This is a genomic window from Streptomyces sp. O3 (genome assembly GCF_054788135.1).
The window spans coordinates 56,567-78,273 of record NZ_JBTVYK010000022.1; the positions used below are offsets into that span (position 1 = coordinate 56,567).

At 71.3% G+C, this 21,707-nt stretch carries 23 protein-coding genes; 8 read left to right on the plus strand and 15 right to left on the minus strand.

Going from position 1 to position 21,707, the window contains the following annotated elements:
* Positions 1-129: 129 nt before the first annotated feature.
* The 3 genes from ACX6XY_RS13415 to ACX6XY_RS13425 all read right to left on the minus strand — a co-directional run bounded on the left by ACX6XY_RS13415 (position 130) and on the right by ACX6XY_RS13425 (position 4,046).
* Positions 130-1,563, minus strand: coding sequence for a hypothetical protein (locus ACX6XY_RS13415; RefSeq protein ID WP_460329710.1), 1,434 nt, complete (start codon positions 1,561-1,563; stop codon positions 130-132).
* On the minus strand, positions 1,563-2,249 hold the full coding sequence (locus ACX6XY_RS13420) for an RNA polymerase sigma factor (RefSeq protein WP_460329712.1): 687 nt from the start codon (positions 2,247-2,249) through the stop codon (positions 1,563-1,565). The genes ACX6XY_RS13415 and ACX6XY_RS13420 overlap by 1 nt, the downstream gene beginning before the upstream one ends.
* 342 nt (positions 2,250-2,591) lie before the next feature.
* Positions 2,592-4,046, minus strand: a complete 1,455-nt coding sequence (locus tag ACX6XY_RS13425; protein WP_460329714.1) for an MFS transporter — start codon at positions 4,044-4,046, stop codon at positions 2,592-2,594.
* 87 nt (positions 4,047-4,133) lie between these two features.
* On the opposite strand from ACX6XY_RS13425, the gene ACX6XY_RS13430 reads away from it, so the two are divergent.
* The gene (locus tag ACX6XY_RS13430; protein ID WP_460329716.1) at positions 4,134-4,502 is read left to right on the plus strand and encodes a MarR family winged helix-turn-helix transcriptional regulator; all 369 of its coding nucleotides are present in this window, start codon (positions 4,134-4,136) and stop codon (positions 4,500-4,502) included.
* A gap of 63 nt (positions 4,503-4,565) precedes the next feature.
* On the opposite strand, the gene ACX6XY_RS13435 is transcribed toward ACX6XY_RS13430, so the two are convergent.
* A complete protein-coding gene (locus ACX6XY_RS13435) occupies positions 4,566-5,189 on the minus strand; it encodes an RNA polymerase sigma factor (protein ID WP_460329718.1) in 624 nt (207 codons plus the stop codon).
* Positions 5,190-5,296: 107 nt separating this feature from the next.
* Positions 5,297-6,157, minus strand: a complete 861-nt coding sequence (locus tag ACX6XY_RS13440; RefSeq protein WP_460329720.1) for a siderophore-interacting protein — start codon at positions 6,155-6,157, stop codon at positions 5,297-5,299.
* A 120-nt stretch (positions 6,158-6,277) separates the two neighbouring features.
* Between ACX6XY_RS13440 and ACX6XY_RS13445 the strand changes: the two genes are divergently transcribed.
* Complete coding sequence (locus ACX6XY_RS13445) at positions 6,278-6,457, plus strand: hypothetical protein (RefSeq protein WP_460329722.1); 180 nt, start codon at positions 6,278-6,280, stop codon at positions 6,455-6,457.
* 39 nt (positions 6,458-6,496) lie between these two features.
* On the opposite strand, the gene ACX6XY_RS13450 is transcribed toward ACX6XY_RS13445, so the two are convergent.
* From ACX6XY_RS13450 to ACX6XY_RS13460, 3 genes are all read right to left on the minus strand, one after another.
* Positions 6,497-7,090: a hypothetical protein gene (locus ACX6XY_RS13450; protein WP_460329724.1), complete on the minus strand. Its 594-nt coding sequence runs from the start codon at positions 7,088-7,090 to the stop codon at positions 6,497-6,499.
* Positions 7,091-7,147: 57 nt separating this feature from the next.
* Positions 7,148-7,642 (minus strand): hypothetical protein, encoded by a 495-nt coding sequence (locus ACX6XY_RS13455; RefSeq protein ID WP_460329726.1) that lies wholly within the window; start codon positions 7,640-7,642, stop codon positions 7,148-7,150.
* 159 nt (positions 7,643-7,801) lie between these two features.
* Positions 7,802-9,466 carry a beta-N-acetylhexosaminidase gene (locus ACX6XY_RS13460; protein WP_460329728.1) on the minus strand — a complete coding sequence of 555 codons (1,665 nt, stop codon included), beginning with the start codon at positions 9,464-9,466 and terminating at the stop codon, positions 7,802-7,804.
* A gap of 371 nt (positions 9,467-9,837) precedes the next feature.
* On the opposite strand from ACX6XY_RS13460, the gene ACX6XY_RS13465 reads away from it, so the two are divergent.
* The 5 genes from ACX6XY_RS13465 (at position 9,838) to ACX6XY_RS13485 (ending at position 13,893) form a co-directional block, all read left to right on the plus strand.
* Entirely contained in the window at positions 9,838-10,362 is a 525-nt protein-coding gene (locus ACX6XY_RS13465; protein WP_460329729.1) for a 2-oxo-4-hydroxy-4-carboxy-5-ureidoimidazoline decarboxylase, read from the plus strand.
* Positions 10,363-10,498: 136 nt separating this feature from the next.
* Positions 10,499-10,879 carry a succinate dehydrogenase, cytochrome b556 subunit gene (gene sdhC, locus ACX6XY_RS13470; protein WP_460329731.1) on the plus strand — a complete coding sequence of 127 codons (381 nt, stop codon included), beginning with the start codon at positions 10,499-10,501 and terminating at the stop codon, positions 10,877-10,879.
* A 6-nt stretch (positions 10,880-10,885) separates the two neighbouring features.
* On the plus strand, positions 10,886-11,353 hold the full coding sequence (locus tag ACX6XY_RS13475; protein WP_460329733.1) for a succinate dehydrogenase hydrophobic membrane anchor subunit: 468 nt from the start codon (positions 10,886-10,888) through the stop codon (positions 11,351-11,353).
* Between the two features lie 24 nt (positions 11,354-11,377).
* Positions 11,378-13,132 carry a succinate dehydrogenase flavoprotein subunit gene (gene sdhA / locus ACX6XY_RS13480; protein ID WP_460329735.1) on the plus strand — a complete coding sequence of 585 codons (1,755 nt, stop codon included), beginning with the start codon at positions 11,378-11,380 and terminating at the stop codon, positions 13,130-13,132.
* Complete coding sequence (locus tag ACX6XY_RS13485; protein ID WP_460329737.1) at positions 13,132-13,893, plus strand: succinate dehydrogenase iron-sulfur subunit; 762 nt, start codon at positions 13,132-13,134, stop codon at positions 13,891-13,893. Before sdhA ends, ACX6XY_RS13485 begins: the two co-directional genes overlap by 1 nt.
* 108 nt (positions 13,894-14,001) lie before the next feature.
* On the opposite strand, the gene ACX6XY_RS13490 is transcribed toward ACX6XY_RS13485, so the two are convergent.
* Genes ACX6XY_RS13490 through ACX6XY_RS13500 form a run of 3 tightly spaced genes read right to left on the minus strand, consistent with a single transcriptional unit; the run spans position 14,002 to position 16,503 of the window.
* Positions 14,002-14,808 carry an ABC transporter permease gene (locus ACX6XY_RS13490; RefSeq protein WP_460329739.1) on the minus strand — a complete coding sequence of 269 codons (807 nt, stop codon included), beginning with the start codon at positions 14,806-14,808 and terminating at the stop codon, positions 14,002-14,004.
* Positions 14,805-15,776, minus strand: a complete 972-nt coding sequence (locus tag ACX6XY_RS13495) for an ATP-binding cassette domain-containing protein (protein ID WP_460329741.1) — start codon at positions 15,774-15,776, stop codon at positions 14,805-14,807. Before ACX6XY_RS13495 ends, ACX6XY_RS13490 begins: the two co-directional genes overlap by 4 nt.
* A 55-nt stretch (positions 15,777-15,831) precedes the next feature.
* Positions 15,832-16,503: a DUF4097 family beta strand repeat-containing protein gene (locus tag ACX6XY_RS13500; protein ID WP_460329743.1), complete on the minus strand. Its 672-nt coding sequence runs from the start codon at positions 16,501-16,503 to the stop codon at positions 15,832-15,834.
* 235 nt (positions 16,504-16,738) lie between these two features.
* On the opposite strand from ACX6XY_RS13500, the gene ACX6XY_RS13505 reads away from it, so the two are divergent.
* On the plus strand, positions 16,739-17,512 hold the full coding sequence (locus ACX6XY_RS13505) for a helix-turn-helix domain-containing protein (protein WP_460329745.1): 774 nt from the start codon (positions 16,739-16,741) through the stop codon (positions 17,510-17,512).
* Here the strand turns inward: ACX6XY_RS13505 and ACX6XY_RS13510 are convergent.
* Genes ACX6XY_RS13510 through ACX6XY_RS13525 form a run of 4 tightly spaced genes read right to left on the minus strand, consistent with a single transcriptional unit; the run spans position 17,509 to position 21,659 of the window.
* A complete protein-coding gene (locus ACX6XY_RS13510; RefSeq protein WP_460329747.1) occupies positions 17,509-18,483 on the minus strand; it encodes a tripartite tricarboxylate transporter substrate binding protein in 975 nt (324 codons plus the stop codon). The two genes, ACX6XY_RS13505 and ACX6XY_RS13510, sit on opposite strands and share 4 nt — an antisense overlap.
* Before the next feature lie 55 nt (positions 18,484-18,538).
* Complete coding sequence (locus tag ACX6XY_RS13515; protein WP_460329749.1) at positions 18,539-20,089, minus strand: tripartite tricarboxylate transporter permease; 1,551 nt, start codon at positions 20,087-20,089, stop codon at positions 18,539-18,541.
* Between the two features lie 12 nt (positions 20,090-20,101).
* Entirely contained in the window at positions 20,102-20,632 is a 531-nt protein-coding gene (locus ACX6XY_RS13520) for a tripartite tricarboxylate transporter TctB family protein (RefSeq protein WP_460329751.1), read from the minus strand.
* A 13-nt stretch (positions 20,633-20,645) separates the two neighbouring features.
* Positions 20,646-21,659: a Bug family tripartite tricarboxylate transporter substrate binding protein gene (locus ACX6XY_RS13525; protein ID WP_460329753.1), complete on the minus strand. Its 1,014-nt coding sequence runs from the start codon at positions 21,657-21,659 to the stop codon at positions 20,646-20,648.
* Positions 21,660-21,707 lie beyond the last annotated feature (48 nt).

The following is a 21,707-nucleotide window of genomic DNA, read 5'->3' on the forward strand; positions in this document are numbered from 1 at the left end:
CGTGTCCCACCCCTGCCTGATGCACAGAGCCGCGGGTACGGGGGGAACCTCGGCTCGTGCGATCGCCGATGACCAGTCGGCTCACTTCATACTGCGTCATGAGCCCGGAAAGTGTCACACCCCCGCGCGTCAGAAGCTGAACGAATCCCGCGAGAGGTCGGTCCGAAGCGTGTCCGAGCCGGAACCGAGGCGGTGGGTGACCGAGGATCCCGTGTCGTCCAGGCTCTGCCTGGCACCGTCACCGGCATCGCGGCCATGGTCCGCGGCGGGGTTCCCCGAGTCCGCGGGTCCGCCCCTGTCGCCGCTCCCGTTCCCGTTCCCGCTGTCGTCGGCGCGACCCTGGTCGTCGCTGCCGGCGTCGCTCCCGTGGTCGCCGCCGCTGGCGCTGCCACCGCCGTCGTCGTCGCCGCCGTCGCGCTGTGCCGCGAGGGCGCGGTCGCAGAGCTTCGCTACGTTGCCCGCGCCGTTGGCCGCGCGCTCCAGGCGACGGCGAGCCTCCGCGGCCAGCGACTTTCCGCTCTGGTAGTCGCGGCAGGCGGTGACCACGCGCCGGTACAGGTCGCGCTGTTGCGCCGGTGTCAGGCCGGGGCGCGCCTCGGCCTGTCCGTCGTCCGGGCTCTGCTCGTCGCGGCCCGCGGAACCACCGCCGGGCGCCGGGGACTTCGTACCGCCCTCGGGCCGCCCGGCGTCGGAGTCCGTACGGTCGGGGTCGGGGTCGGGGTCGGAGTCGGAGTCGGTGTCGGAGCCGGTGTCTGTACGCCCACCGCTCTCGTCGGTGTCAGAAGCCTGGCCGCCGTCCTCCCGACCGCTGTCCCGGTCGCCGTCGTCCGGGTCGCCGTCCCGGTCGTCGCGCTCGACGGGGCTCGTCGCGCCGGGCGAGGGTCCCGTACGGGTGCCCGGAGGCGTGGCCGCGGCGGAGACGGAGCCGCCGGGGCGCGGATCGCCGTCGTCGCCGTCGGAGCCGAAGGGTGTGGGCAGCACCCCGGTCCCGGCCGCCACGGCGACCCCGCCGAGTGTGCAGGCGGCCAGCGCGGCGGCGATCCCGAGGCGGACGGACCGACCCCAGCGGATTCGGAGGCGAGTCCGTACGGGGATGCCACTCGCCGGAGGGCTGACGGCGACGGCGGAGTCGGCGTCGCGGACGGAAGCCGAAGCGGAAGCGGGCCCGGAGTCACCGGAGTCAAAGGACACCGAGGCCTCAGACGGCGCGGCGGCCGTGGAGGACGCCAGCGGCGCGGCCTCCCGCGTCGCCCGAGCCTGCCGGAACGCGGCCAGCGCGGCGGCCTCGCCGGGCAGCTCACCGCCCGCAGCGCCAGCCGCGCCGACCTCACCGGTCCCGGAACCCGCCCCTGCACCAGCCGCGGATTCCACAGCCCTGGATTCCCCGTTCAGCGGCAGCCCGTGACGCGCCGCGCCCAGCGCGTCCGCGAGTCGCGCCGCCCGCTTCCGCGCGGCGGCGTCAGGGCTGTCGGCAGAGGCGTCGAGTACGGCGTCGAGGGACTCGCCACGCAGCAACAGCTCCGCGGCGTCCTCGTCCAGCCACCTGTCGTACTCGTCGGTCATCACATGTCCTTCTGCGTCCTCGAACGCGAATGCGTCACAGTGCCGGGGCTCGCCGGAGCGCTCGCCGGACCGTTCGGGGCCTGCCCGGACCGCCCCCGCTGCGGCGGTACGGCGGACAGCCCGTCGGCGCCGTCCGCCAGCTCGCCGAGCAGTTCCGCGAGCCGCTTGAGCCCTCGGTGCGCGGCGGTGCGTACGGCTCCGGGACGCTTGCCCAGGGTCTGGGCCGCGCTCTTCGCGTCGAGCCCGACGACCACGCGCAGCACGACGGCCTCGGCCTGGTCCTGGGGGAGCTGTGAGATCAGCGCGAGGGTGTCGCCGGTGGCGAGCGCCTCCAGGGCCTCGCCCGCGGTGTCCGCGTCGCCGGGCTTCACCGTGAGCTCCGTCTCATCGCCTCCGACGGCGGGGCGGCGGCCCCGCATCCGGATGTGGTCCAGCGCGCGGTTGCGGGCGATGCGCGCGGCCCAGCCGCGGAAACGGTCCGCGTCTCCGTCGAACCGGTCGAGGTCGCGGGTGATCTGCAACCAGGACTCGGACGCCACGTCCTCGGCGTCGGCGTCGCCGACCAGCGTGCGTATGTACCCCAGGAGCCGCGGGTGCACAGCGCGGTACACAGTACGGAACGCGGTCTCGTCCCCATCCTGTGCCGCGAGCACCGCGGTGGTCAGCTCCGCGTCGTCCCCCAGCAACTAACTTCTCCCTAGCCCGGCGCGATGCAGAACGGTAAGGCCTCGATGGCCCACCCGTCCATGTTTGTACAACACGCAACAAGCAGGTCACCGGGCGGGGTGTGACACAAAACGCACCTACGACGCTGAACAGAGTACGGGCCGTCACACGACCCGTACCGTGCGTCGGCCGGGGCCTCTCCTGTGGGGGGTGGCGGCCCCGGCCGTCGTCACAGTTTTTACCGCTCTGGCCTGGGATGGCCTGGGATGGTCTGGGATGGTCTGGGATGCCGAAGACCCCCGGCGGCCGCTGGGCGGCTCGGCCGGGGGCCGCGCGGGACAGCCCCCACGGGGCGGGGCGCGTCAGTCGGTGAGGACCAGTTCCGGGTCCTGCGCGGGCTGAGCGGCCCGCCGCTTTCCGCGTATGCCGGACAGGGCCACGGCGAGGCCGATCACCGAGAGCGCGGTGACGACGAACAGGGCCGGGGTGAATCCGGCGAGCAGGGCGTCGGGGCCGGTCTTGCCGCCGTCGTTGGCGGTCAGCACCGCGGTGACGACGGCGAGGCCGATGGCGCCGCCGACCTGCATCGAGGTGTTGAGCAGGCCCCCGGCCAGGCCCTGCTCCTCGTCCGGGACCCCGGCGGTGGCCTGGATGTTGAAGGACGCGAAGGCCAGGGTGAAGCCGATGCCGAGCAGGACCATGCTGGGGAACACCCCGAGGAAGTACGGCGTGTCCCGGTCGACGACGAGGAACAGCACATACGCGATCGCGTGGGCGACGACGCCGCCCGCGATGGTGCGGGCGGTGCCGACCCGGTTGATCAGCGGGTCCATCCGCGGCGAGCCGAACGCCACGATCAGCGCGGCGGGCAGGAAGCCGAGCGCCGTCCGCAGCGCCGACCAGTCCAGGACGGACTGCAGGTACAGCATCACGACGAACTGGAAGCCGATGAAGCCGCCGAAGAACACCGCGGCGCCGGCGTTGGCGCGGGCCAGCGGGCCCGAGCGCAGGATGCCGAGGCGGATGAGCGGGTGCTTGCTGCGCGTCTCGATGACGTAGAACAGGGCCAGCAGCGCGGCGGCCACCGCGAACTGGATCAGCGTGCGTGCCGTGGCCCAGCCGATCTCGGGGGCCTCGACGACGGTGTAGACGAACAGCAGCATCGCGGTGATGCCGGTGGCGGCGCCCGGCAGGTCATAGCCGCCGGTGCGCTCGGGGCGGCCCTCCTTCGGCAGCAGCTTCACGGCCGCGGCGAGCGCGAACAGGGCTACGGGTACGGGCAGGAAGAACGTCCAGCGCCAGCCGACCTCGGTCAGCAGGCCGGAGAAGACAAGACCGGCGGAGTAGCCGCTGGCGCCGAAGACGGCGAAGATTCCCAGCGCCTTGTTACGGGCCGGTCCCTCCGCGAACGTGGTGGTGATGATCGACAGCGCCGCCGGGGCGGTGAAGGCCGCCGCCACGCCCTTCAGCAGCCGGGTCGCGATCAGCAGCGTGCCGTCGTCGACGAGCCCGCCGACGAGCGAGGCCCCTGCGAACACGGCGACCGCCGCCAGGAAGACGCGCCGCCGCCCGAGCAGGTCGGCGGTGCGGCCGCCGAGCAGCAGCAGCCCCCCGTAGGTGAGGACGTACCCGCTGACGACCCATTGCAGGGCGCTGGTGGACAGGCCGAGGTCGGCCTGGATCGAGGGCAGTGCCACCGCCACCATCGACACGTCGAGCGCGTCGAGACCGATGACGAGGGACACGGTGAGCAGGACGCCCCACAGGCGGGAATCCCATGAGGTGGAAGTCGTGGTCAGGTGCTCTGGGTGGCTCATGGGGCATGACGTTACATGCATGTGCATCAAATGCCAACGCATTTAATTCGCGTGCATCTAATGTTCACGCATGCTAGCCTCGCCGGCATGAAGGGTGCCGACGAGCGCAGACTGGTAGCGGAGTGGCGCGGCCTGATGGCCCGCCACGCCACCGTCTGGAACGCCCTCGAACGCGAGCTACAGCACCGGCACAAACTCGGCGTCAGCGAGTTCGAGGCCCTGGAGCTGCTGGCTAGCCACGAGAAGTGCCGCGCGGCCGAGCTGTCGGACGCGATCCATCTGAGCCAGTCCGCCGCCTCCCGCCTCGTCGCCCGGCTGGAGAAGAACGGCCTCGCGATCCGCGCCATGTGCGACATGGACCGCCGCGGCGTCTTCGTGGCCCTGACGGACGAGGGCCGCCGCCGCTACGAGGAGGCGCTGCCCACGCATCGCGAAGTGCTTCGGGAGACGCTCTGAGCTTGCGCCTTGCCCTTGCTCCTTGCTCCTTGCGCCTTGCCCTTGCGCCTCGCTCCTCGCCCCTTAGCCGTCTGGCGCACCGCCGGAGCCCGCGGGATCCGCTGGCCCCGTAGGACCCAGCTGTTCCGCCAGTCTCTTTAACCCCCGGTACACCGACGTCCGCACCGCGCCGGGGCGCTTGCCCAGCACCCGTGCGACGGCGGGTCCGTCGAGGCCGACCACCACCCGCAGCAGCACCGCCTCGGCCTGGTCCCGCGGCAGCCCGGCGATCAGCGCGAGCGCCCGTTCCGTGGAGATCGCCTCGATCGCCTCGGCGTAGGTGTCCACGCCGCCCGCGAGCTCGTCCAGTAACTCCGCCTCAAGCCGCGACGTGCGCGGCCGCTTCCGCTGCCGCCGTAAGTGGTCGAGCGCCCGGTGCCGCGCGATGGTCGCCGTCCAGCCCCGGAACCCCGCGCCGTCGCCGCGGAACCGCCCCAGGTCACGCGCGATCTCCAGCCACGCGTCCGCCGCCACGTCCTCGGCGTCGTCCCCGACGATCCCCCGCAGAAACCCGAGCACCCCCGGCTGCACCAGGCGGTACGCGACCGCGAAGGCCTCTTCGTCCCCGCCCTGCGCCCGCGCGACGGCCGCGCCAAGCTCCTCGTCGTACGCGCCTCGCGCACGACGGGACTCCCCACCCTGACCCAATACGCCCCTCTTCGCGCGCCACCGGTCCGGCGGGGATCACGCGCCCCCGCCCGCCCCGTACTGCGCTCCCCCGCACGGAAATGTCACAGGGGCCGGGGCGTCGGCCCTCACCCCGGCGAGGAACGGCCCGTACGCCAGTAGCCGATGAACGAGATGGCGGACTTCGGCACACCCCGTTCGCGGTTGAGGAACCGGCGCGCACCGGTGGCGAGTCCGCTCTCCCCCGCGATCCACGCGTAGTACGGCGCGTCGGGCAGGGCCGCTTCGGTGAGCGCCTCCAGGGCCAGCCGCCCCGGATCCGAGCCGTTACCCGTGTCCGTGCCCGTGCCCGTGTCCGCGCCCGTACGGGGCAGCCAGCGCACGTCCATCCCGGACGGCGCACGGACCTCCCGTACGTCCTCCTCGGACGGCACCTCCAGCAGCGCCAGCCCCTCCGTGTCGGCGCGGGCGGATTCGAGCACCGCCAGCGCCGCGGGCACCGCGCTCTCGTCCGCGACGAGCAACTGCCGTGCCCCGTCCGGCGGTACGTGCGAGATCCCCTCGTCCAGGAACCCGACCGGCTCGCCGGGAACGGCCCGCGAAGCGAACCCCGATCCGGGCCCGGCGTCGCCGTGCCCGTCACCGTGCCCGTCGCCGTCCCCGTGCACGACGAACTCGACGTCGAACTCCAGCGCTTCGGGGCGGAACGCGCGCACGGTGTAGTTCCGTATCCACGGCCGGGTGGCCTGCCCCATCAGCAGGCACTGCGCGAACCACCCGCTCCCGGACGAGGTCGGCAGCCGCAGCGGCTCCTGCCCCTCCCGGCGGAAGAAGAGCCGCCCCCACTGATCGGCCCCCATCGGCCGGAAGTCCGCCAGGTCCTCACCTCCGAAGGTGACTCTGACGAAGTGCGGGGAGATACGTTCACTCCGCACGACCTCGACTTGGAGCAGCCGCCTGTCGGCGGGACCTTGACGCTTGGGCGGCATCCGAGAGCACTTCCTGTGTTCGATGAACGGCGGCATAACTTAGGCATGCCTAAGTTATGCCGCCGTCGGGATCTCGCGCAATGGCGTTCGCTTCATACCCCCTGGGGGTACTATGGTTTTATGGTGTTCTCCAAGCAGGTCGCCTTACGAGGGTCAGGCCGCCCCTGTGCGCGGGTCTGCGGGCTCAGTGTGCTCGGCAGCGGTGGTGGCGAGGTGGTGGTGTTGCGGCAGGTGCTCGGGATGTGTCTGCGGCTGAGCGTCCGGCTGTCCGGGGGGTGCCCCGCGGGGAAGGACGGCTGACCGCCGAGCCTGCCCAGCCAGACTCAGGCCCGACCAGACTCAGGCCCGGCGGTCCCTGGCCCGGCGTGAGACCACCGCGCGCAGCACCCGGCGGCCCTCCGTCGACACGGCGAGCGCCTGGCGCAGACCCGCCGCGCCGTGGGTCGCCAGGAGTTCCAGGATCTGGCTCTGGCGGCGGAGTTCGCCCGCGACCAGCGGCCCGGCGCTCTCCGTCGCCCCGTCGCCCCGCCGCAGCCGCTCCGACGACGCCTCGTCACCGGCCGCCGCGCCCAGCAGCCGGTGCACCTGAAGGGCCGCGACCGAGCAGGCGTCGGCCCAGCCGCGCAGCGCCTGAGCCGAGCGGCGCTCCGGTACGGCGTCGAGCATCCTGCGCGTCAGCGCGGCCGGTTCGTCCCCGGCGCCGGGGGCTGCGGGGGCCGACTCCCCCGCCCCGGACGCCGCGAGCGCGCCCCGTACCGTCGCCAGCTGCTCCGACCAGTCCTCGCCTCGTTCGAGGCGCGCCCACAGCGGACGCAGCACGTCATCCGGGACGCCCGCGTCACCCAGCAGGGGCAGGCATCGGTCCAGACACGCGAGGCCGCTCACGGCCAGACCGCGCTCGTCGGCTCCGGCCATCTTCTCCACGAGGCTCATGACATCTCCTGTTGCGGACGCTGCACCTCCCTTTCTGCGTTCCGCTCCCCGGAAGTGTCACGCCTCCGGCAGGCCCAGCCGCTCCAGGAACCGGAAGAAGAGCAGTTCGGCGGAGGGTTCGGCGGGCGCGGTCAGCACGTCGGCCAGCTCCGCGACGGTGGCCTCGTACCCCGCGTCGGCCGCCCAGGCGGCGGCCCGCTCGGCGGCGTCCCCGGCGGGCAGGAACAGATCGTCGGGCTCCTTGCCGTCAGCGCGCAGGAACCCGGCCATCGCGTCCCGTGCCAGGCAGGCGTTCCACGTCCCGCTGCCGGGCGCCGCCGCCTCGACGGCCACGCACCGGCTGTCCATCACGAACCCGAACAGCGCGGGCTCCCCGGTCTCCCGCGCCAGCGCGCTCATCGAGCCCACCTCCGGCACGGCGGCCTCCCAGATCTGCCAGCGGTCGGCCCGCCGCTCGTGCAGGGTGAGTCCTTCGCGTACGGAGCTGAGTGCGGCCAGTTCGGCCAGCGGCCGTTCGCCGCGGCCCACCACGTAGTACCCCCAGAAGCCCATATGCGTCCCCCCTGCATGCTCGGCGATGCGCGGCCGTGCTCGACAGCGACTTAGCGACTTCCGGGAAATTCAACACACGGGGACGGGAGTTCGCCACCGAAACCGGAACGGTGAGCCGAAACGGTCAACCAAGCGGTCGCCAAGCGATCAGCCAGGCGGTCAGCCGAGCTTTTCCGCGAGGCGGGTGAACTCGGCCCATGTCCTGGAGGGTTCCCGCGGGTCCCACACCTTCTGCGCCAGCGCCCGCAGCGGCATCCTGACCCCCGCCGCCACCTGGGCCGGGGTCTGGGCGCCCGCGAGGTCGCACCACACGGCGAGCCGGGCGCCGAGGATCTGGCCGTCGTAGCGGTCGGCCACCGCCGCGCTGCCGCGCAGCACCCGCGGGGTCCACTCCTGGTAGATGCGCCGCCCGGTCGGATAGCGGAACTCGTTGGGCTCGCCGAGCACGTAATACAGGTACTCGTCGTTGAGATTGACCAGCTCGCGGCCCGCGCGCAGATACTCCAGCGGCGGGCGCGCGCCCAGCTCCTTGCCGGTCCAGTACTCGACCTCGATGTCGTCGGCCGCCGTCACGAGGCCGCCGCGGAAGAACCCGTCGTTCCACGCCTTGGGCCGCTTGCCGTGCCCGCGGACCACGTCGGCCCGGTCGTTCAGCCACCCCGTCGCCAGGTCCCGCACCCGCGCCCCGGCGCCGTACTCGTCCCGCGCGAGGCGGGCGAGCTGGGGGTAGGAGGCCTCGGGGTCGCGGGCCGTCAGCGCGAGGTACTCGTCGGCGCCGAGGTGCCAGTACTCGCCTGGGAACAGCTCCGCGTACTCGTTCAGCAGGTCGTCGACGATGCGCGCCGCGCCCGGCTTGGAGATGTCGACGGCGCCGCGCACGGGCTGGCCCCGCGTGTCGCGCAGTTGCAGGTCGGGGTGGGCGCTGAGGACCGCGCCGAGGTGGCCGGGCGAGTCGATCTCCGGGATGACGGTGATGTGCAGGCGCGCGGCGAGCGCGACGATGCGGCGTACCTCGGCCTTGCTGAGCCGCTGGGCGGAGACCACCTCGGGGTGCGAGTCCGACTCGATGCGGAAGCCCTGGTCGTCGGAGAAGTGCAGGCCCAGCTGGTTGTACTTGAGGTCGGCGAGTTCGCGTATCCGGTCCTCGATCCAGCGCGCCGTGAAGTGCTTGCGCGCGGTGTCCAGCATGAACCCGCGCTGCGGCTTGGCGGGGCGGTCGCGTACGACGCCCTCGGGGGCCGTGCCGTCCGCGCGTACCGCCTGCTTGAGCGTACGGGTGCCGTAGAAGACCCCGGCCTCGCCGGTCCCGGAGATCCGCGCCCGCCGGTCGCGCACGGTCAGGGTGTACGCCTCGTGGTTCGCCTTGCCGGACACCAGGGCCAGTTCGACGTCGCCCGCGCGGGCCTTGACGCCCTCGCGGTACGCGAGCTTCAGCTCACCGGCGAGCAGCCGCCCCTCGTCCGCGAGGCGGTCGGCGTCCGCCTCGGCGACCACGACCCTGCCGTCGGCGGTGGGCCGCCAGCCGGGGCCGCGGGCCGCCTGGTGTTCCCGTACGGCGGGGATGGTGCTCGGGGCGCGCGAGAGGGGATACGAGGCGGGGGCGGGCGATGAGGGGTCCTCCTGGCCGGGGCTCGGCTCCTCGGAGCGCGGCGCGGCGCGCTCCGAGGCGGGGGGCGTCGCGGCCGTCGCGCCGGTGTCGGTGCCGGTGCCGGTGCGTTCGCCGTCGCCGGGGCCGCCGTCGCCGTCCGGCCACAGGGTCACGGTCAGCAGCACGGCCCCGGAGGCGACGAGACCGCCCGCGACCAGCGCCGCCCGCCCGCTCACCGGCCCGCCCACGGGACCGCGCCCAGGTCAGCCCACGCGTTCGGGCGGGCCCCTGCGCTCGGGCCAGCCCGCGAGCCCGTGTGCGCGTCAGTCCGGGCCCCCGCACGCCACCGCGTCCGTATCACGTAGGAAAACCTCTCATGAGGGGCGAGGCGACGGGCCCGCACCCGCGTGTACCGTCCACCGCGCGGACGTAAACTCTCCCGTACGGGTGAAATTCGCGCATCCGTCGGACGACTCCGGCGACACGCCGATAGCGTGGCGCCACTTCCTTCCCGTTAGTTCCCGTTAGTTCCCCTTAGTTCCTCGGTTCCCCCGTCTCCTTATCTCCTCTGGAGCGCACGCTGCCTGCCACGCCCACCGCTTCCACCGTGCATCCGGGGCTCGACCTCTTCAACCGCGTCCCAGCGGTCGTCGTCGAGCACGCCCTGCTCAGCTGCTGCTCCAGCCCCCTGTGGGCGCGGCGGGTCGCCGCCCACCGGCCCTACCCCGACCTGAGCGCCCTGCTCGCCGCCATCGACGAGGCCAGCTACGACCTGCCGCTCGCCGACCGCTGCGCCGCGCTGGCCGCCGAGGAGCCGCCGCACCCGGGACACGGCGACACGCCGAGGGCCGCGCTGACCGCGCTGCGGGCCGCCCACGCCGCGTACGAGAGCCGTTTCGGCCACGCCTTCGTGATCAGCCTGGCGGGCGTACGCCCTGACGAGTACCTCGACCGCACTCTGTCGGCGCTGCGCTCCCGGCTGGCCAACGAGCCGGACGACGAGCGCGTGGTCGCCGCCGAGGAGCTGCGCGAGCTGGCCCGTATCCGGGTGGCGCGGCTACTCCAGGTAGCGGAGGAAACGGGGGAATTTCCGGATTCCGGACAACCTGATAGCCCGTACGTGCCTCTTTGATCACACCCGTGGACCCCGCGCGAGCAAGCCGACAACTCGTCGATACGATGACGAGCGGCCGGTGGACCGTACCCGGCCGGGTCAGACCGACATCGAAGCCGGCCGACCCTAGTCCCCGCTCCCGGAGGGTTCTTCCGTGCCGGCTGGAACGCTGTACCGCGGCCGGGAAGGCATGTGGTCATGGGTGGCTCATCGAGTCACCGGTGTGGCCATCTTCTTCTTCCTGTTCGTACACGTCCTCGACACCGCTCTCGTCCGCGTCTCCCCCGAGGCGTACGACACTGTCGTGGCTACCTACAAGACGCCGATCGTGGCAATGCTGGAGTACGGCCTGGTGGCCGCGGTCCTCTTCCACGCACTGAACGGCCTGCGCGTCATCGCCGTCGACTTCTGGTCGAAGGGACCGCGCTACCAGAAGCAGATGCTGTGGACCGTGGTGGCCTTCTGGGCCGTGCTGATGGCCGGGGCGATGTATCCGGTGCTCGGCCACGCCGCTCGTGAACTGTTCGGGAGCTGACAACTGATGTCTACCGACACCACCGGCGCCATCGACGGCGTCACCCTGTACGACGTGGACAACCCCGCCCCCGTCATCGAAGCGCCGCGCAAGCGCACCAAGAAGACGCCCAAGGGCCGCGGCACCAACTTCGAGATGATCGCCTGGCTGTTCATGCGGCTCTCGGGCATCGTCCTGGTCGTCCTGGTCATCGGCCACCTGCTGATCCAGCTCGTGCTGGACGGCGGCGTCTCCAAGGTCGGCTTCGCCTTCGTCGCGGGCCGCTGGGCCTCGCCGTGGTGGCAGGCCTGGGACCTGGTGATGCTGTGGCTGGCCATGCTGCACGGCGCCAACGGCCTGCGCACCGTCATCAACGACTACGCGGAGCGGGACTCCAACCGCTTCTGGCTGAAGACGCTCCTGTACACCGCCACGGTGTGGACCATCCTGCTGGGCACGCTGGTGATCTTCACCTTCGACCCGAACATCAGCTAGGCACGGGACCGAGGGAATTCACTGATGAAGATCCACAAGTACGACACCGTCATCGTCGGGGCCGGCGGCGCGGGCATGCGCGCCGCCATCGAGGCCACCAAGCGCAGCCGCACCGCCGTGCTGACCAAGCTCTACCCCACCCGCTCCCACACCGGCGCGGCGCAGGGCGGCATGGCCGCCGCGCTGGCCAACGTGGAGGAGGACAACTGGGAGTGGCACACCTTCGACACGGTCAAGGGCGGTGACTACCTGGTCGACCAGGACGCCGCCGAGATCCTGGCGAAGGAGGCCATCGACGCGGTCCTCGACCTGGAGAAGATGGGTCTGCCGTTCAACCGCACCCCGGACGGCACCATCGACCAGCGCCGCTTCGGCGGGCACACCCGCTCGCACGGCGAGGCCCCGGTGCGCCGGGCCTGCTACGCGGCGGACCGCACCGGTCACATGATCCTCCAGACGCTGTACCAGAACTGCGTCAAGGAGGGCGTGGAGTTCTTCAACGAGTTCTATGTCCTGGATCAGCTGATCGTCGAGGAGGACGGCGTCAAGAAGTCCGCCGGTGTCGTCGCCTACGAGCTGGCGACCGGCGAGATCCACGTCTTCCAGGCCAAGGCCGTGGTCTACGCGTCCGGCGGCACCGGCAAGTTCTTCAAGGTGACGTCCAACGCGCACACCCTGACCGGTGACGGGCAGGCCGCCTGCTACCGGCGCGGGCTGCCGCTGGAGGACATGGAGTTCTTCCAGTTCCACCCGACGGGCATCTGGCGCATGGGCATCCTGCTCACCGAGGGCGCCCGCGGCGAGGGCGGCATCCTCCGCAACAAGGACGGCGAGCGCTTCATGGAGAAGTACGCGCCCGTCATGAAGGACCTCGCGTCCCGTGACGTCGTGTCCCGCTCCATCTACACGGAGATCCGCGAGGGCCGCGGCTGCGGCCCCGAGGGCGACCACGTCTTCCTCGACCTCACGCACCTCCCGCCGGAGCAGCTGGACGCCAAGCTGCCGGACATCACCGAGTTCGCGCGTACGTACTTGGGCATCGAGCCGTACACGGACCCGATCCCGATCCAGCCGACCGCGCACTACGCCATGGGCGGCATCCCGACCAACGTCGAGGGCGAGGTCCTGGCGGACAACACCACCGTCGTGCCGGGCCTGTACGCGGCGGGCGAGGTCGCCTGCGTGTCCGTGCACGGCGCCAACCGGCTGGGCACCAACTCGCTGCTCGACATCAACGTGTTCGGCCGGCGCGCCGGTATCGCCGCCGCCGAGTACTCGGCCAAGGCCGACTTCGTCGAGCTGCCGGAGAACCCGGCCGAGCTGGTCGTCTCGCAGGTGGAGCGGCTGCGCGAGTCCACCGGTGTGGAGCGGGTCGCGGACATCCGCAAGGAGCTCCAGGAGACCATGGACGCCAATGTGATGGTGTTCCGTACGGAGCAGACCATCAAGGACGCGGTCTCGAAGATCTCCGAGCTGCGCGACCGCTACAAGAACGTGTCCGTCCAGGACAAGGGCAAGCGCTTCAACACCGACCTGCTTGAGGCCGTCGAGCTGGGCAACCTGCTCGACCTGGCCGAGGTGATGGCCGTGTCCGCGCTGGCCCGCAAGGAGTCCCGCGGCGGTCACTACCGCGAGGACTTCCCCAACCGCGACGACGTCAACTTCATGCGCCACACCATGGCGTACCGCGAGGTCGCCGACGACGGCAAGGATTCTGTCCGGCTCGACTACAAGCCGGTCGTCACGACCCGCTACCAGCCGATGGAGCGTAAGTACTGATGGCTACCCCCGTATTGGACAAGGACAAGGCCGAGGCGCAGGCGAAGGCCGCCTACATCACGGCCACGTTCCGCATCCGCCGCTTCAACCCGGAGGAGTCGGACATCGCGGTCTGGGAGGACTTCCAGATCACGATCGATCCGAAGGAGCGCGTCCTGGACGCCCTCCACAAGATCAAGTGGGACACGGACGGCACGCTGACGTTCCGGCGCTCCTGCGCGCACGGCATCTGCGGCTCGGACGCGATGCGGATCAACGGCCGCAACCGTCTCGCCTGCAAGACGCTGATCAAGGACATCAACCCGGACAAGCCGATCACGGTCGAGCCCATCAAGGGCCTCACGGTCCTGAAGGACCTCGTGGTCGACATGGAGCCGTTCTTCCAGGCGTACCGGGACGTGATGCCGTTCCTGATCACCGAGGGCAACGAGCCGACGCGCGAGCGCTTCCAGTCCGCCGAGGACCGCGAGCGCTTCGACGACACGACGAAGTGCATCCTGTGCGCCGCGTGCACCTCGTCCTGCCCGGTGTTCTGGAACGACGGCCAGTACTTCGGCCCGGCGGCGATCGTCAACGCGCACCGCTTCATCTTCGACTCGCGTGACGATGCGGGCGAGCAGCGCCTGGAGATCCTGAACGACAAGGACGGCGTGTGGCGCTGCCGTACGACGTTCAACTGCACGGACGCCTGCCCGCGCGGTATCGAGGTCACCAAGGCCATCCAGGAAGTCAAGCGCGCGCTCATCACGCGCCGCTACTGACGCCTTCGCGCGGCTGAGCTTCCGCCGCCCGCGCACAGCGCTTCGCCCCGCCGGTCGTCGGACCGGCGGGGCGAAGCGCTGAGCGCTGAGTGCTGAGTGCTGAGTGCGTCAGCGTGGGTCGCGGTGGAACTTCGCGGTGGACCAGAAGTAGCCGAGGACCGCGAGGCCCAGGCACCAGGCGACGGCGAGCCATCCGTTGTGGCCGATCCCGGTGCCGAGCAGCAGGCCGCGGAGGGTTTCGATGGCGGGCGTGAACGGCTGGTACTCGGCCACCGGCTGGAACCAGCCCGGCATCGAGTCCAGCGGCACGAACGCGCTGGACAGCAGCGGCAGCAGGATCATCGGCATCGCGTTGTTGCTCGCGGCCTCGGCGTTCGGGCTCACCAGGCCCATGCCGACGGCGATCCAGGTGAGCGCCAGGGCGAAGAGCGCGAGGAGTCCGAACGCCGCGAGCCATTCCAGGGCCGTCGCGTCGGTGGAGCGGAAGCCGATCGCCACGGCCACGGCGCCGACCAGGACCACACTCGCGATCGACTGCAGGACGCTGCCGACGACATGGCCGACGAGCACCGACGGGCGGTGGATCGCCATCGTGCGGAAGCGGGCGATGATGCCCTCGGTCATGTCGTTGGAGACGGACACCGCCGTGCCGATCACGGTGCTGCCGATGGTCATCAGCAGCAGGCCCGGTACGACGTAGGCGAGGTACGCGGAGCGGTCCGCGCCCCCGCCGCCCGGCCCGCCGCCGAGGCCCGCGCTCAGGGCGTCGCCGAAGATGTAGACGAAGAGCAGCAACAGCATGATCGGCGTGAGCAGCAGGTTCAGCGTGAGGGACGGGTAGCGCCGGGCGTGCAGGAGGTTGCGGCGCAGCATCGTGGACGAGTCGCGTACGGCCAGGGACAGCGAGCTGCTCATCGGGCGGTCTCCTTCTGGGAGGTCTGGGCCGGGACGGCGGCGCCGGTCAGGGCGAAGAACACGTCGTCGAGGTCGGGGGTGTGCACAGTCAGCTCGTCCGCCTCGACTCCGGCCGTGTCCAGCCGGTCGAGGATCGAGCGCAGCTCGCGCTGGCTGCCGTCGCTGGGGAGTCGCAGCGTCAGCGCCTCGTCGTCGCGGGCCGCTTCGCGCAGGGCGACGGCCGCGGCCTGGTACGCGGCCTGATACGCGGCCGGTTCGGCGAAGCGGAGGCGTACGTGGCCGCCGGGGATGCGCCGCTTCAGTTCGTCGGGGGTGCCTTCGGCGGCGATCCGGCCGTCGTTGAGCACCGCCACGCGGTCGGCGAGCTGGTCGGCCTCTTCCAGGTACTGGGTGGTGAGGAAGACGGTGACGCCGTCGGCCACCAGAGTGCGGACGATGCCCCACATGGCGTGGCGGCTGCGCGGGTCGAGGCCGGTGGTCGGCTCGTCGAGGAAGATGATCCGCGGGTCGCCGACCAGGGTCATGGCGAGGTCCAGGCGGCGCTTCATGCCGCCGGAGTAGGTGGCGGCCGGTTTCCGGGCCGCTTCGGTCAGGTCGAAGCGTTCCAGGAGTTCGGCGGCGACCCGCCGCCCCTCGCGCTTGGGCAGGTGGTGCAGGTCCGTCATGAGAAGCATGTTCTCCTCGCCGGTGATCAGGCCGTCGACGGCGGAGAACTGCCCGGTGACGCCGATCGCGGCCCGTACCCCGTCCGGTGCCGCCGCGATGTCGTGGCCCGCGACGTGGGCCTGTCCGCCGTCGGCGGTGACGAGGGTGGACAGGATGTTGACCGCGGTGGTCTTTCCGGCCCCGTTGGGGCCGAGCAGCGCGAAGACCGTGCCCGGCGGGATGCGCAGGTCGACGCCGTCCAGTACGCGCTTGTCGCCGTAGGACTTGCGCAGCCCGTTCGCCGCGATGGCCAGGTTCGTCATGGTGGGTGCTCCCTCAGAGGCTGCGGATCAGAAGCTGTGGGTCAGAGGCTGTGGGTCAGAGGCTGTGGGCGGTGATGTCGCCGAGGTCGGTGGTCGCGTGGACGGTCAGCTCGGCGGCGACGCCGTCGGCGTTCTTGAGCGCGTTGTCGATGCGGCCCTGTCCGGTCCCGGCGTCCAGGCGGGCGGAGACCCCGGCCGCGGCGCCGACCGACACATCGCCCATCCGGGTGCGCAGGACGACCGTGCCGGACGCGGCCTCGGTGACGCGGATGTCGCCCTTCTGGGTGCTGATCTCGGCGGGGCCGGTCAGGCGGCCGACCGTGACGTCTCCGGCCTGCGCGCTCAGCCGGGCGCTCGCGGCCTCGTCGAGCTTCACCGTGCCGAGCGCGCCGTCGACGGTGACGTGTCCGAGGCGTCCGACGCCCCGGACCTCGGCGCAGTCCGCCTTCGCCTCGACGGCCGAGCCGGTGGGCAGCCGGAGGGTGACCTCGACCGCGCCGGAGGGGCCGAAGTACTGGTTCTTCGCGGCCGGGGCGTCGATCCGCAGGACGCCGTTCTCGTAGGCGGCCGCGGACTGCTCCGCCGCCTTCACATCGCGGCCCTTCGCCGGGTTGGCGGGCCGGATCTCCACCGTCGCGTCGGCGCGGTCGGCGGCGATGACCTGGATGCGGCCCGCGGGGACGTTCAAGACGGCGGTGATCGGGGTGGCGGTGGTGAACTTCTGCATCGTGTCCTCCGGTGTCCGTTGGCGCTCTGCGTTTCCGACATTGGAAAAGCTACGTTGCGTTCAAGGATCGTTCAACGCACTCGTTGCACGAAATCACAGTATGTGCAGGTCAGAGCCGAGAAATCGTTGCAACGGGCGTGCGATTAACGCAACGAGAGATCTCTAGTTCGTTGCAATGAGATGAAAGTGAACGCTATGCTGGGCGGGCCGGACCAACGCGTGAGGGGAGATCGGGATGCCGGGAGGCAGGCTCACCCAGCAGGAGCGCCAGCAGATCGCACTGGGGCTGGCCGACGGCCTCGCCTACGCGGAGATCGCCAGACGTCTGGAGCGCCCCACCTCGACGGTCACACGCGAGGTGATGCGCAACGGCGGCCCCGCCGGATACCGCGCCGACCTGGCCCACCGCGCCACCGAGCGCCGCGCCCACCGGCGCAGACAGGCCGCGCCCCGCACCCAGGGGACGCCGGAGCAGACGCACGGGCGCGACGCCGAGGCCGTACGCGAGTACGAGGAGTCGTTCACGACCCTGTTCATGGCGCAGGGCCTGCCCAAGATGACCGCACGGGTGCTGACCTGCCTGTTCACCACCGACACCGGCAGCGTCAGCGCGGCCGAGCTGGTCCGGCGGCTCCAGGTCAGCCCCGCTTCCGTCTCCAAGGCGGTCGCGGCGCTCGAAGGCCACGGCCTCATCCGGCGGGAACGCGACGAGCGCCGCCGCGAGCGCTATCTCGTCGACGGCGACGTCTTCTACCAGTCGACGCTCGCCAGCGCCCGCGGCGTCGCCCAGATCGCCGAGACCGCGCGGCAGGGCGTCGCCGTGCTCGGCCGTGACACCCCGGCGGCCGTCCGCCTGGAGAACATCGCCCGGTTCAGCGAGTTCGTCAGCGAGAGCATCCTGCGCGCCGCGGAGCAGGCCCGCGAGGTCCTCCACACGGAGTCCGCGAACGGTCCGGCCGATCCGACCGGCCCGACCGGCCCGACCGATCCGACCGGCCCCGCTGACTAGACCGTCAGGCCCAGCCGGGTCAGCAGGGCGTCGACGCGGTCGTTCTCACGGGTGAGGAAGCGGGCGAAGGCGTCACCTGGCAGGTACGCGTCGGTCCAGCCGTTGGCACGCAGGGCGCGGCGCCACTGCGGGGTCACGCGGAGGCGGTCCAACAGGTCGAGCAAGTCCGCGCGCTGGCGGTCGGTGAGGTCGGGCGGGGCCAGCAGGCCGCGCCAGTTGACCACCTCCAGGTCGTGCCCGGCCTCGCGGAGGGTGGGCGCGTCGATGCCGGGCACCCGTGCCGGTCCGGTGACCGCGAGAACGCGCAGCTGTCCCGCCGCGATCGCGTGCCGGTACTCGGCTGAGCCGGTGAGCGCGAAGTCCACCTTGCGGCTCAGCAGCGCTGCCAGGAGTTCGCCGCCTCCGTCGTAGCGGCCGAAGGGCACCGTGGCGGGGGACAGACCGACCGTCTCGGCGAGCAGCATCAGCGCCTGATGGTCGGGGCCGCCGAGATGCGAGCCGACACCGGCGCGCAGGCCCGGCTCACCGCCGCGCCAGGCCTCGATCAGGTCCTCCAGGGTCCGGTAGGGGGAACCTTGGGGCACCACGACGGCCTCCGGCTCCTCGATCAGGCGGGCCAGCGGCGTCGCTTCGGCCACGGACTGGCCCGCGTCGGTGGTCAGCGCGCTGCCGACCAGGCCGAGGCCCATCTGCATCAACAGCCTGTCGTTGCCGGACTCGTGGACGAGCCGGGTGAGCGCGGTCGTACCGGCCGATCCGTTGAGGTTGAAGACCTCGGTCTCGGCGGTGAGTCCCGACTCCTCCAGGGCGAGCGCGACCGTACGGGCGGTGACGTCGTAGCCACCGCCCGCGGGTGTCGGCACCATCAGCCGGAGCGGTTCGTCCCGCTCCGGCTCGACGGTGCAACCGCCCAGCAGCGACAGCGACAGCGAGACCAGCAGCGACACCGCCGCGACGGCGCGGATTCTCATGCTCGGGTGCTCATGCTCGGGTGCTCATGCTCGGGTGCTCATGCCTCTCAGACGGTCACGCTCGGGTTCCGGCCTTGTCCTGCGGGGCATCCTGACCCGCCGCATCGGTCTCGGGCAACGCCCGCCCCCGACGGCTCCGCCGCAGCTGCCCGAAGAGCGGGGCCAGCAGCGAGAGCGCGGCGAGCCCGAGCAGGGTCGCCGAGATCGGCTTGGTGACGAACGTGCTGACGTCGCCGGAGGAGATCAGCAGCGCCTGCCGCATCGACTTCTCCATCAGTCCGCCGAGGATCACCCCGAGGATGAGCGGTGCCGCGGGGAAGTCATTCGCCCGCATCAGGAAGCCCAGCACCCCGAACCCGACCAGCAGCCACAGGTCGAACGTCGAGAAGGACTGCCCGTAGACGCCGACCACGCAGAAGACCACGACCAGGGGCAGCAGGAGCGCCTGGGGGGTCTTGAGCACCTTGGCGAAGAGCGGGATCAGCGGGAGGTTCAGGATCAGCAGGACGACATTGCCGATGTACATGCTGGCGACGACGCCCCAGAACATGTCCGGCTGCTCGTCCAGGAGCAGCGGCCCCGGCTGTACGCCGAGGACCAGGAGCGCCCCCAGCAGCACCGCCGTGGTGCCGGATCCGGGCACGCCGAGCGTCAGCAGCGGTACGAAGGAGCCGACGGCCGCGGAGTTGTTCGCGGACTCGGGCGCCGCGACGCCCTTGATGTTGCCCTTGCCGAACGTCTTGCCGTCCTTGGCCAGCCGCTTCTCGAAGGAGTACGAGAGGAACGAGGCGATCGTGGCGCCCGCGCCCGGCAGTACGCCGACGAAGAAGCCGAGCACGGAGCCGCGCCCGGTGGGCCCGCTGATCTCCTTGAACTCGCGCCCGGTCAGCCGTAGCGAGCTGATCGTCCCGGTCCGGGCGCCCTGACCGCGGCGCGTCAGCATCACGAAGACCTCCGCGAGCGCGAACACGCCGAGCGCCACGATCAGGAACTCCACGCCCTCGTACAGCTCCTGGCGGCCGAAGGTGAAGCGCAGCACCGAGGTCTGCGAGTCGATGCCGACCAGCGCGATCATCACGCCGACCGTGCCGGAGATCAGCCCCTTGGTGAGGTTGGCTCCGGAGAGCGAGACCACCGCGGTCAGGCCGAGGACCATCAGGGCGAAGTACTCGGCCGGGCCGAAGCTGACCGTGAGGGACGACAGCGACGGGGCGATCAGCATCAGGCCGACGACGCCGATCGTGCCCCCGATGAAGGAGGCGATCGCGGCGATCGACAGGGCCTTGCCCGCCTCGCCCTTGCGGGCCAGCGGATAGCCGTCGAAGGAGGTGGCGACCGTGCCCGCGACGCCGGGGGCGTTCAGCAGGATCGAGGAGGTCGAACCGCCGAAGATGGCGCCGTAGTAGACCCCGGAAAGCATGATGATCGCCGCGATCGGGTCCATGGTGAAGGCGACCGGGATCATCAGCGAGATCGCGCTGATCGGGCCGAGGCCCGGCAGCATGCCGATCACGGTGCCGATGAGCACGCCGAGGAAGACGAACATCAGGTTGCCGGGCGAGAGCGCGACCCCGAAGCCGCTCATGAGGTGGGAGAAAGCGTCCATGGCGGGCTCCGGTCAGAAGGGCAGTGGCCCGGTGGGCAGGGCGATGTCGAGCCCTTCGGACATGGCGAGGTAGAGGGCCAGCGCGACGGAGGCGCCGACCAGGGCGTTCACCGCGTGCTTGCGGTAGCCGAGGTGCCAGGCCGTTGCGGTCACGAACAGGGCGGTGGACAGGACGAAGCCGAGCGGGACGAACAGCACGACGTACAGGGCGATCGCGCCGAGCAGGGCGGCCAGCTCCAGGCGGGTGTCGGAGAAGCGGCCCAGCACCGGACGGCCCGCCCGCGCCGCCTCGGGCTCGGGCGCCGCCTCGGCCTCGGGCGCGGCCGCGGGCTCCTGCTCCTGTTCGCGCTTCGGCTTCTGGAAGAACAGCGCCACGCTCAGCACGAACAGCACCACGCCGAGCACCCGCGGCAGCGCGCCGGGCTGGACCGGCGTCTCGACCGCGGTGAACTCCGGGATGCGGTACGCCTGCACGGTGTACGCCACGGCCAGGATGCCGAGCACCACGGCCAACTTGCGCTGAGTGAAACGGAAATGGTGCATGCTCGCGCCCCGGCTACTTCTTCAGTCCGACATTGGCGAGGACTTCGGCGTATTCCTTGTTCTGCTCGTCGAGGAACGCGCCGAATTCCTCGCTGCCCAGGAACGCGTCGGTCCAGCCGAGTTTCTCGCTCTCCTTCTTCCAGGAGTCCTGCTTGACCATCTCGGCGTATGCCTTCTCGTAGTACGCGATCTGGCTTTCGCTCAGGTCTCCCGGCGCCATCACACCGCGCCAGATGTCGAAGACGTAGTCCACGCCGCTCTCGGTGAGGCTGGGGACCTCCGGCAGGATCGGGGAGCGCTCCTTCGACGAGACCGCGAGCACCCGCAGGTCGCCGGAGCGCACCAGCGGCTGCACCTCGGACGCGCCCGCGACCGCCGCGTCCGCGTGGCCCCCGAGCAGCGAGGTGAGGGCCTCGCCGCCGCCGTCGAAGGGCACGTACTTCACCTTCGACGCGTCGGCGCCCGCCGCCTGCACGGCGCCCGCGAGACCGACGTGGTCGAGGCTGCCGGGACCCGAGCCGCCCGCCACGCTGACGTCCTTCGGGCTGGCCTTGAGTTTCTTCGCGAGGTCGCCGAAGGTCTTGTACGGCGAGCTGGCCTTGACCACGTAGGCCAGCGGCTCGCTGTTCAGACGGGCGATCGGCGTGAAGTCCCGGTACGTCTGCCCGGACGTGCCCGCCAGCGGCACCAGCAGGATGGGCGGGCTGGTGACGAAGAGCTTGTGCGGGTCCTTCTGGTGCTTGGCGACGTACGACCAGCCGATCGCGCCGCCCGCGCCTGGCTTGTTCACCACTCTCAGCGGCCGGTCCAGCAGGTTCGACTCGTCCAGGATCCGGGCGCTGGTTCTCGCCAGGGTGTCCCAGCCGCCGCCGGTCGCGGCGGGCGCGACGTACTCGATGGGTTTGGTGGGCTTCCAGTCGCCGCCGGACGCGGCCGTGTCCTGCTGCTGACCGCAGGCGGCGAGAAGCAGGATCGCCGAACCGGCCGCGACGGCCGCCTTGACTGCCCTGGGGCCTGATCGGGACATGCTTCCTCCAGGTGAGCTGATGCATACGTCGGGGGGTGGGGCGATATG

Coding starts and splice junctions, on each gene's coding strand:
- sdhA (WP_460329735.1), top strand. CDS start 11,378: ATGAAGATCCACAAGTACGACACCGTCATCGTCGGGGCCGGCGGCGCG.
- ACX6XY_RS13440 (WP_460329720.1), bottom strand. CDS start 6,157: ATGCCGCCCAAGCGTCAAGGTCCCGCCGACAGGCGGCTGCTCCAAGTC.
- ACX6XY_RS13450 (WP_460329724.1), bottom strand. CDS start 7,090: ATGAGCCTCGTGGAGAAGATGGCCGGAGCCGACGAGCGCGGTCTGGCC.
- ACX6XY_RS13490 (WP_460329739.1), bottom strand. CDS start 14,808: ATGAGCAGCTCGCTGTCCCTGGCCGTACGCGACTCGTCCACGATGCTG.
- ACX6XY_RS13475 (WP_460329733.1), top strand. CDS start 10,886: ATGTCTACCGACACCACCGGCGCCATCGACGGCGTCACCCTGTACGAC.
- ACX6XY_RS13485 (WP_460329737.1), top strand. CDS start 13,132: ATGGCTACCCCCGTATTGGACAAGGACAAGGCCGAGGCGCAGGCGAAG.
- ACX6XY_RS13500 (WP_460329743.1), bottom strand. CDS start 16,503: ATGCAGAAGTTCACCACCGCCACCCCGATCACCGCCGTCTTGAACGTC.
- ACX6XY_RS13510 (WP_460329747.1), bottom strand. CDS start 18,483: ATGAGAATCCGCGCCGTCGCGGCGGTGTCGCTGCTGGTCTCGCTGTCG.
- ACX6XY_RS13415 (WP_460329710.1), bottom strand. CDS start 1,563: ATGACCGACGAGTACGACAGGTGGCTGGACGAGGACGCCGCGGAGCTG.
- ACX6XY_RS13505 (WP_460329745.1), top strand. CDS start 16,739: ATGCCGGGAGGCAGGCTCACCCAGCAGGAGCGCCAGCAGATCGCACTG.
- ACX6XY_RS13525 (WP_460329753.1), bottom strand. CDS start 21,659: ATGTCCCGATCAGGCCCCAGGGCAGTCAAGGCGGCCGTCGCGGCCGGT.
- ACX6XY_RS13520 (WP_460329751.1), bottom strand. CDS start 20,632: ATGCACCATTTCCGTTTCACTCAGCGCAAGTTGGCCGTGGTGCTCGGC.
- ACX6XY_RS13495 (WP_460329741.1), bottom strand. CDS start 15,776: ATGACGAACCTGGCCATCGCGGCGAACGGGCTGCGCAAGTCCTACGGC.
- ACX6XY_RS13455 (WP_460329726.1), bottom strand. CDS start 7,642: ATGGGCTTCTGGGGGTACTACGTGGTGGGCCGCGGCGAACGGCCGCTG.
- ACX6XY_RS13430 (WP_460329716.1), top strand. CDS start 4,134: ATGAAGGGTGCCGACGAGCGCAGACTGGTAGCGGAGTGGCGCGGCCTG.
- ACX6XY_RS13445 (WP_460329722.1), top strand. CDS start 6,278: ATGGTGTTCTCCAAGCAGGTCGCCTTACGAGGGTCAGGCCGCCCCTGT.
- ACX6XY_RS13515 (WP_460329749.1), bottom strand. CDS start 20,089: ATGGACGCTTTCTCCCACCTCATGAGCGGCTTCGGGGTCGCGCTCTCG.
- ACX6XY_RS13425 (WP_460329714.1), bottom strand. CDS start 4,046: ATGAGCCACCCAGAGCACCTGACCACGACTTCCACCTCATGGGATTCC.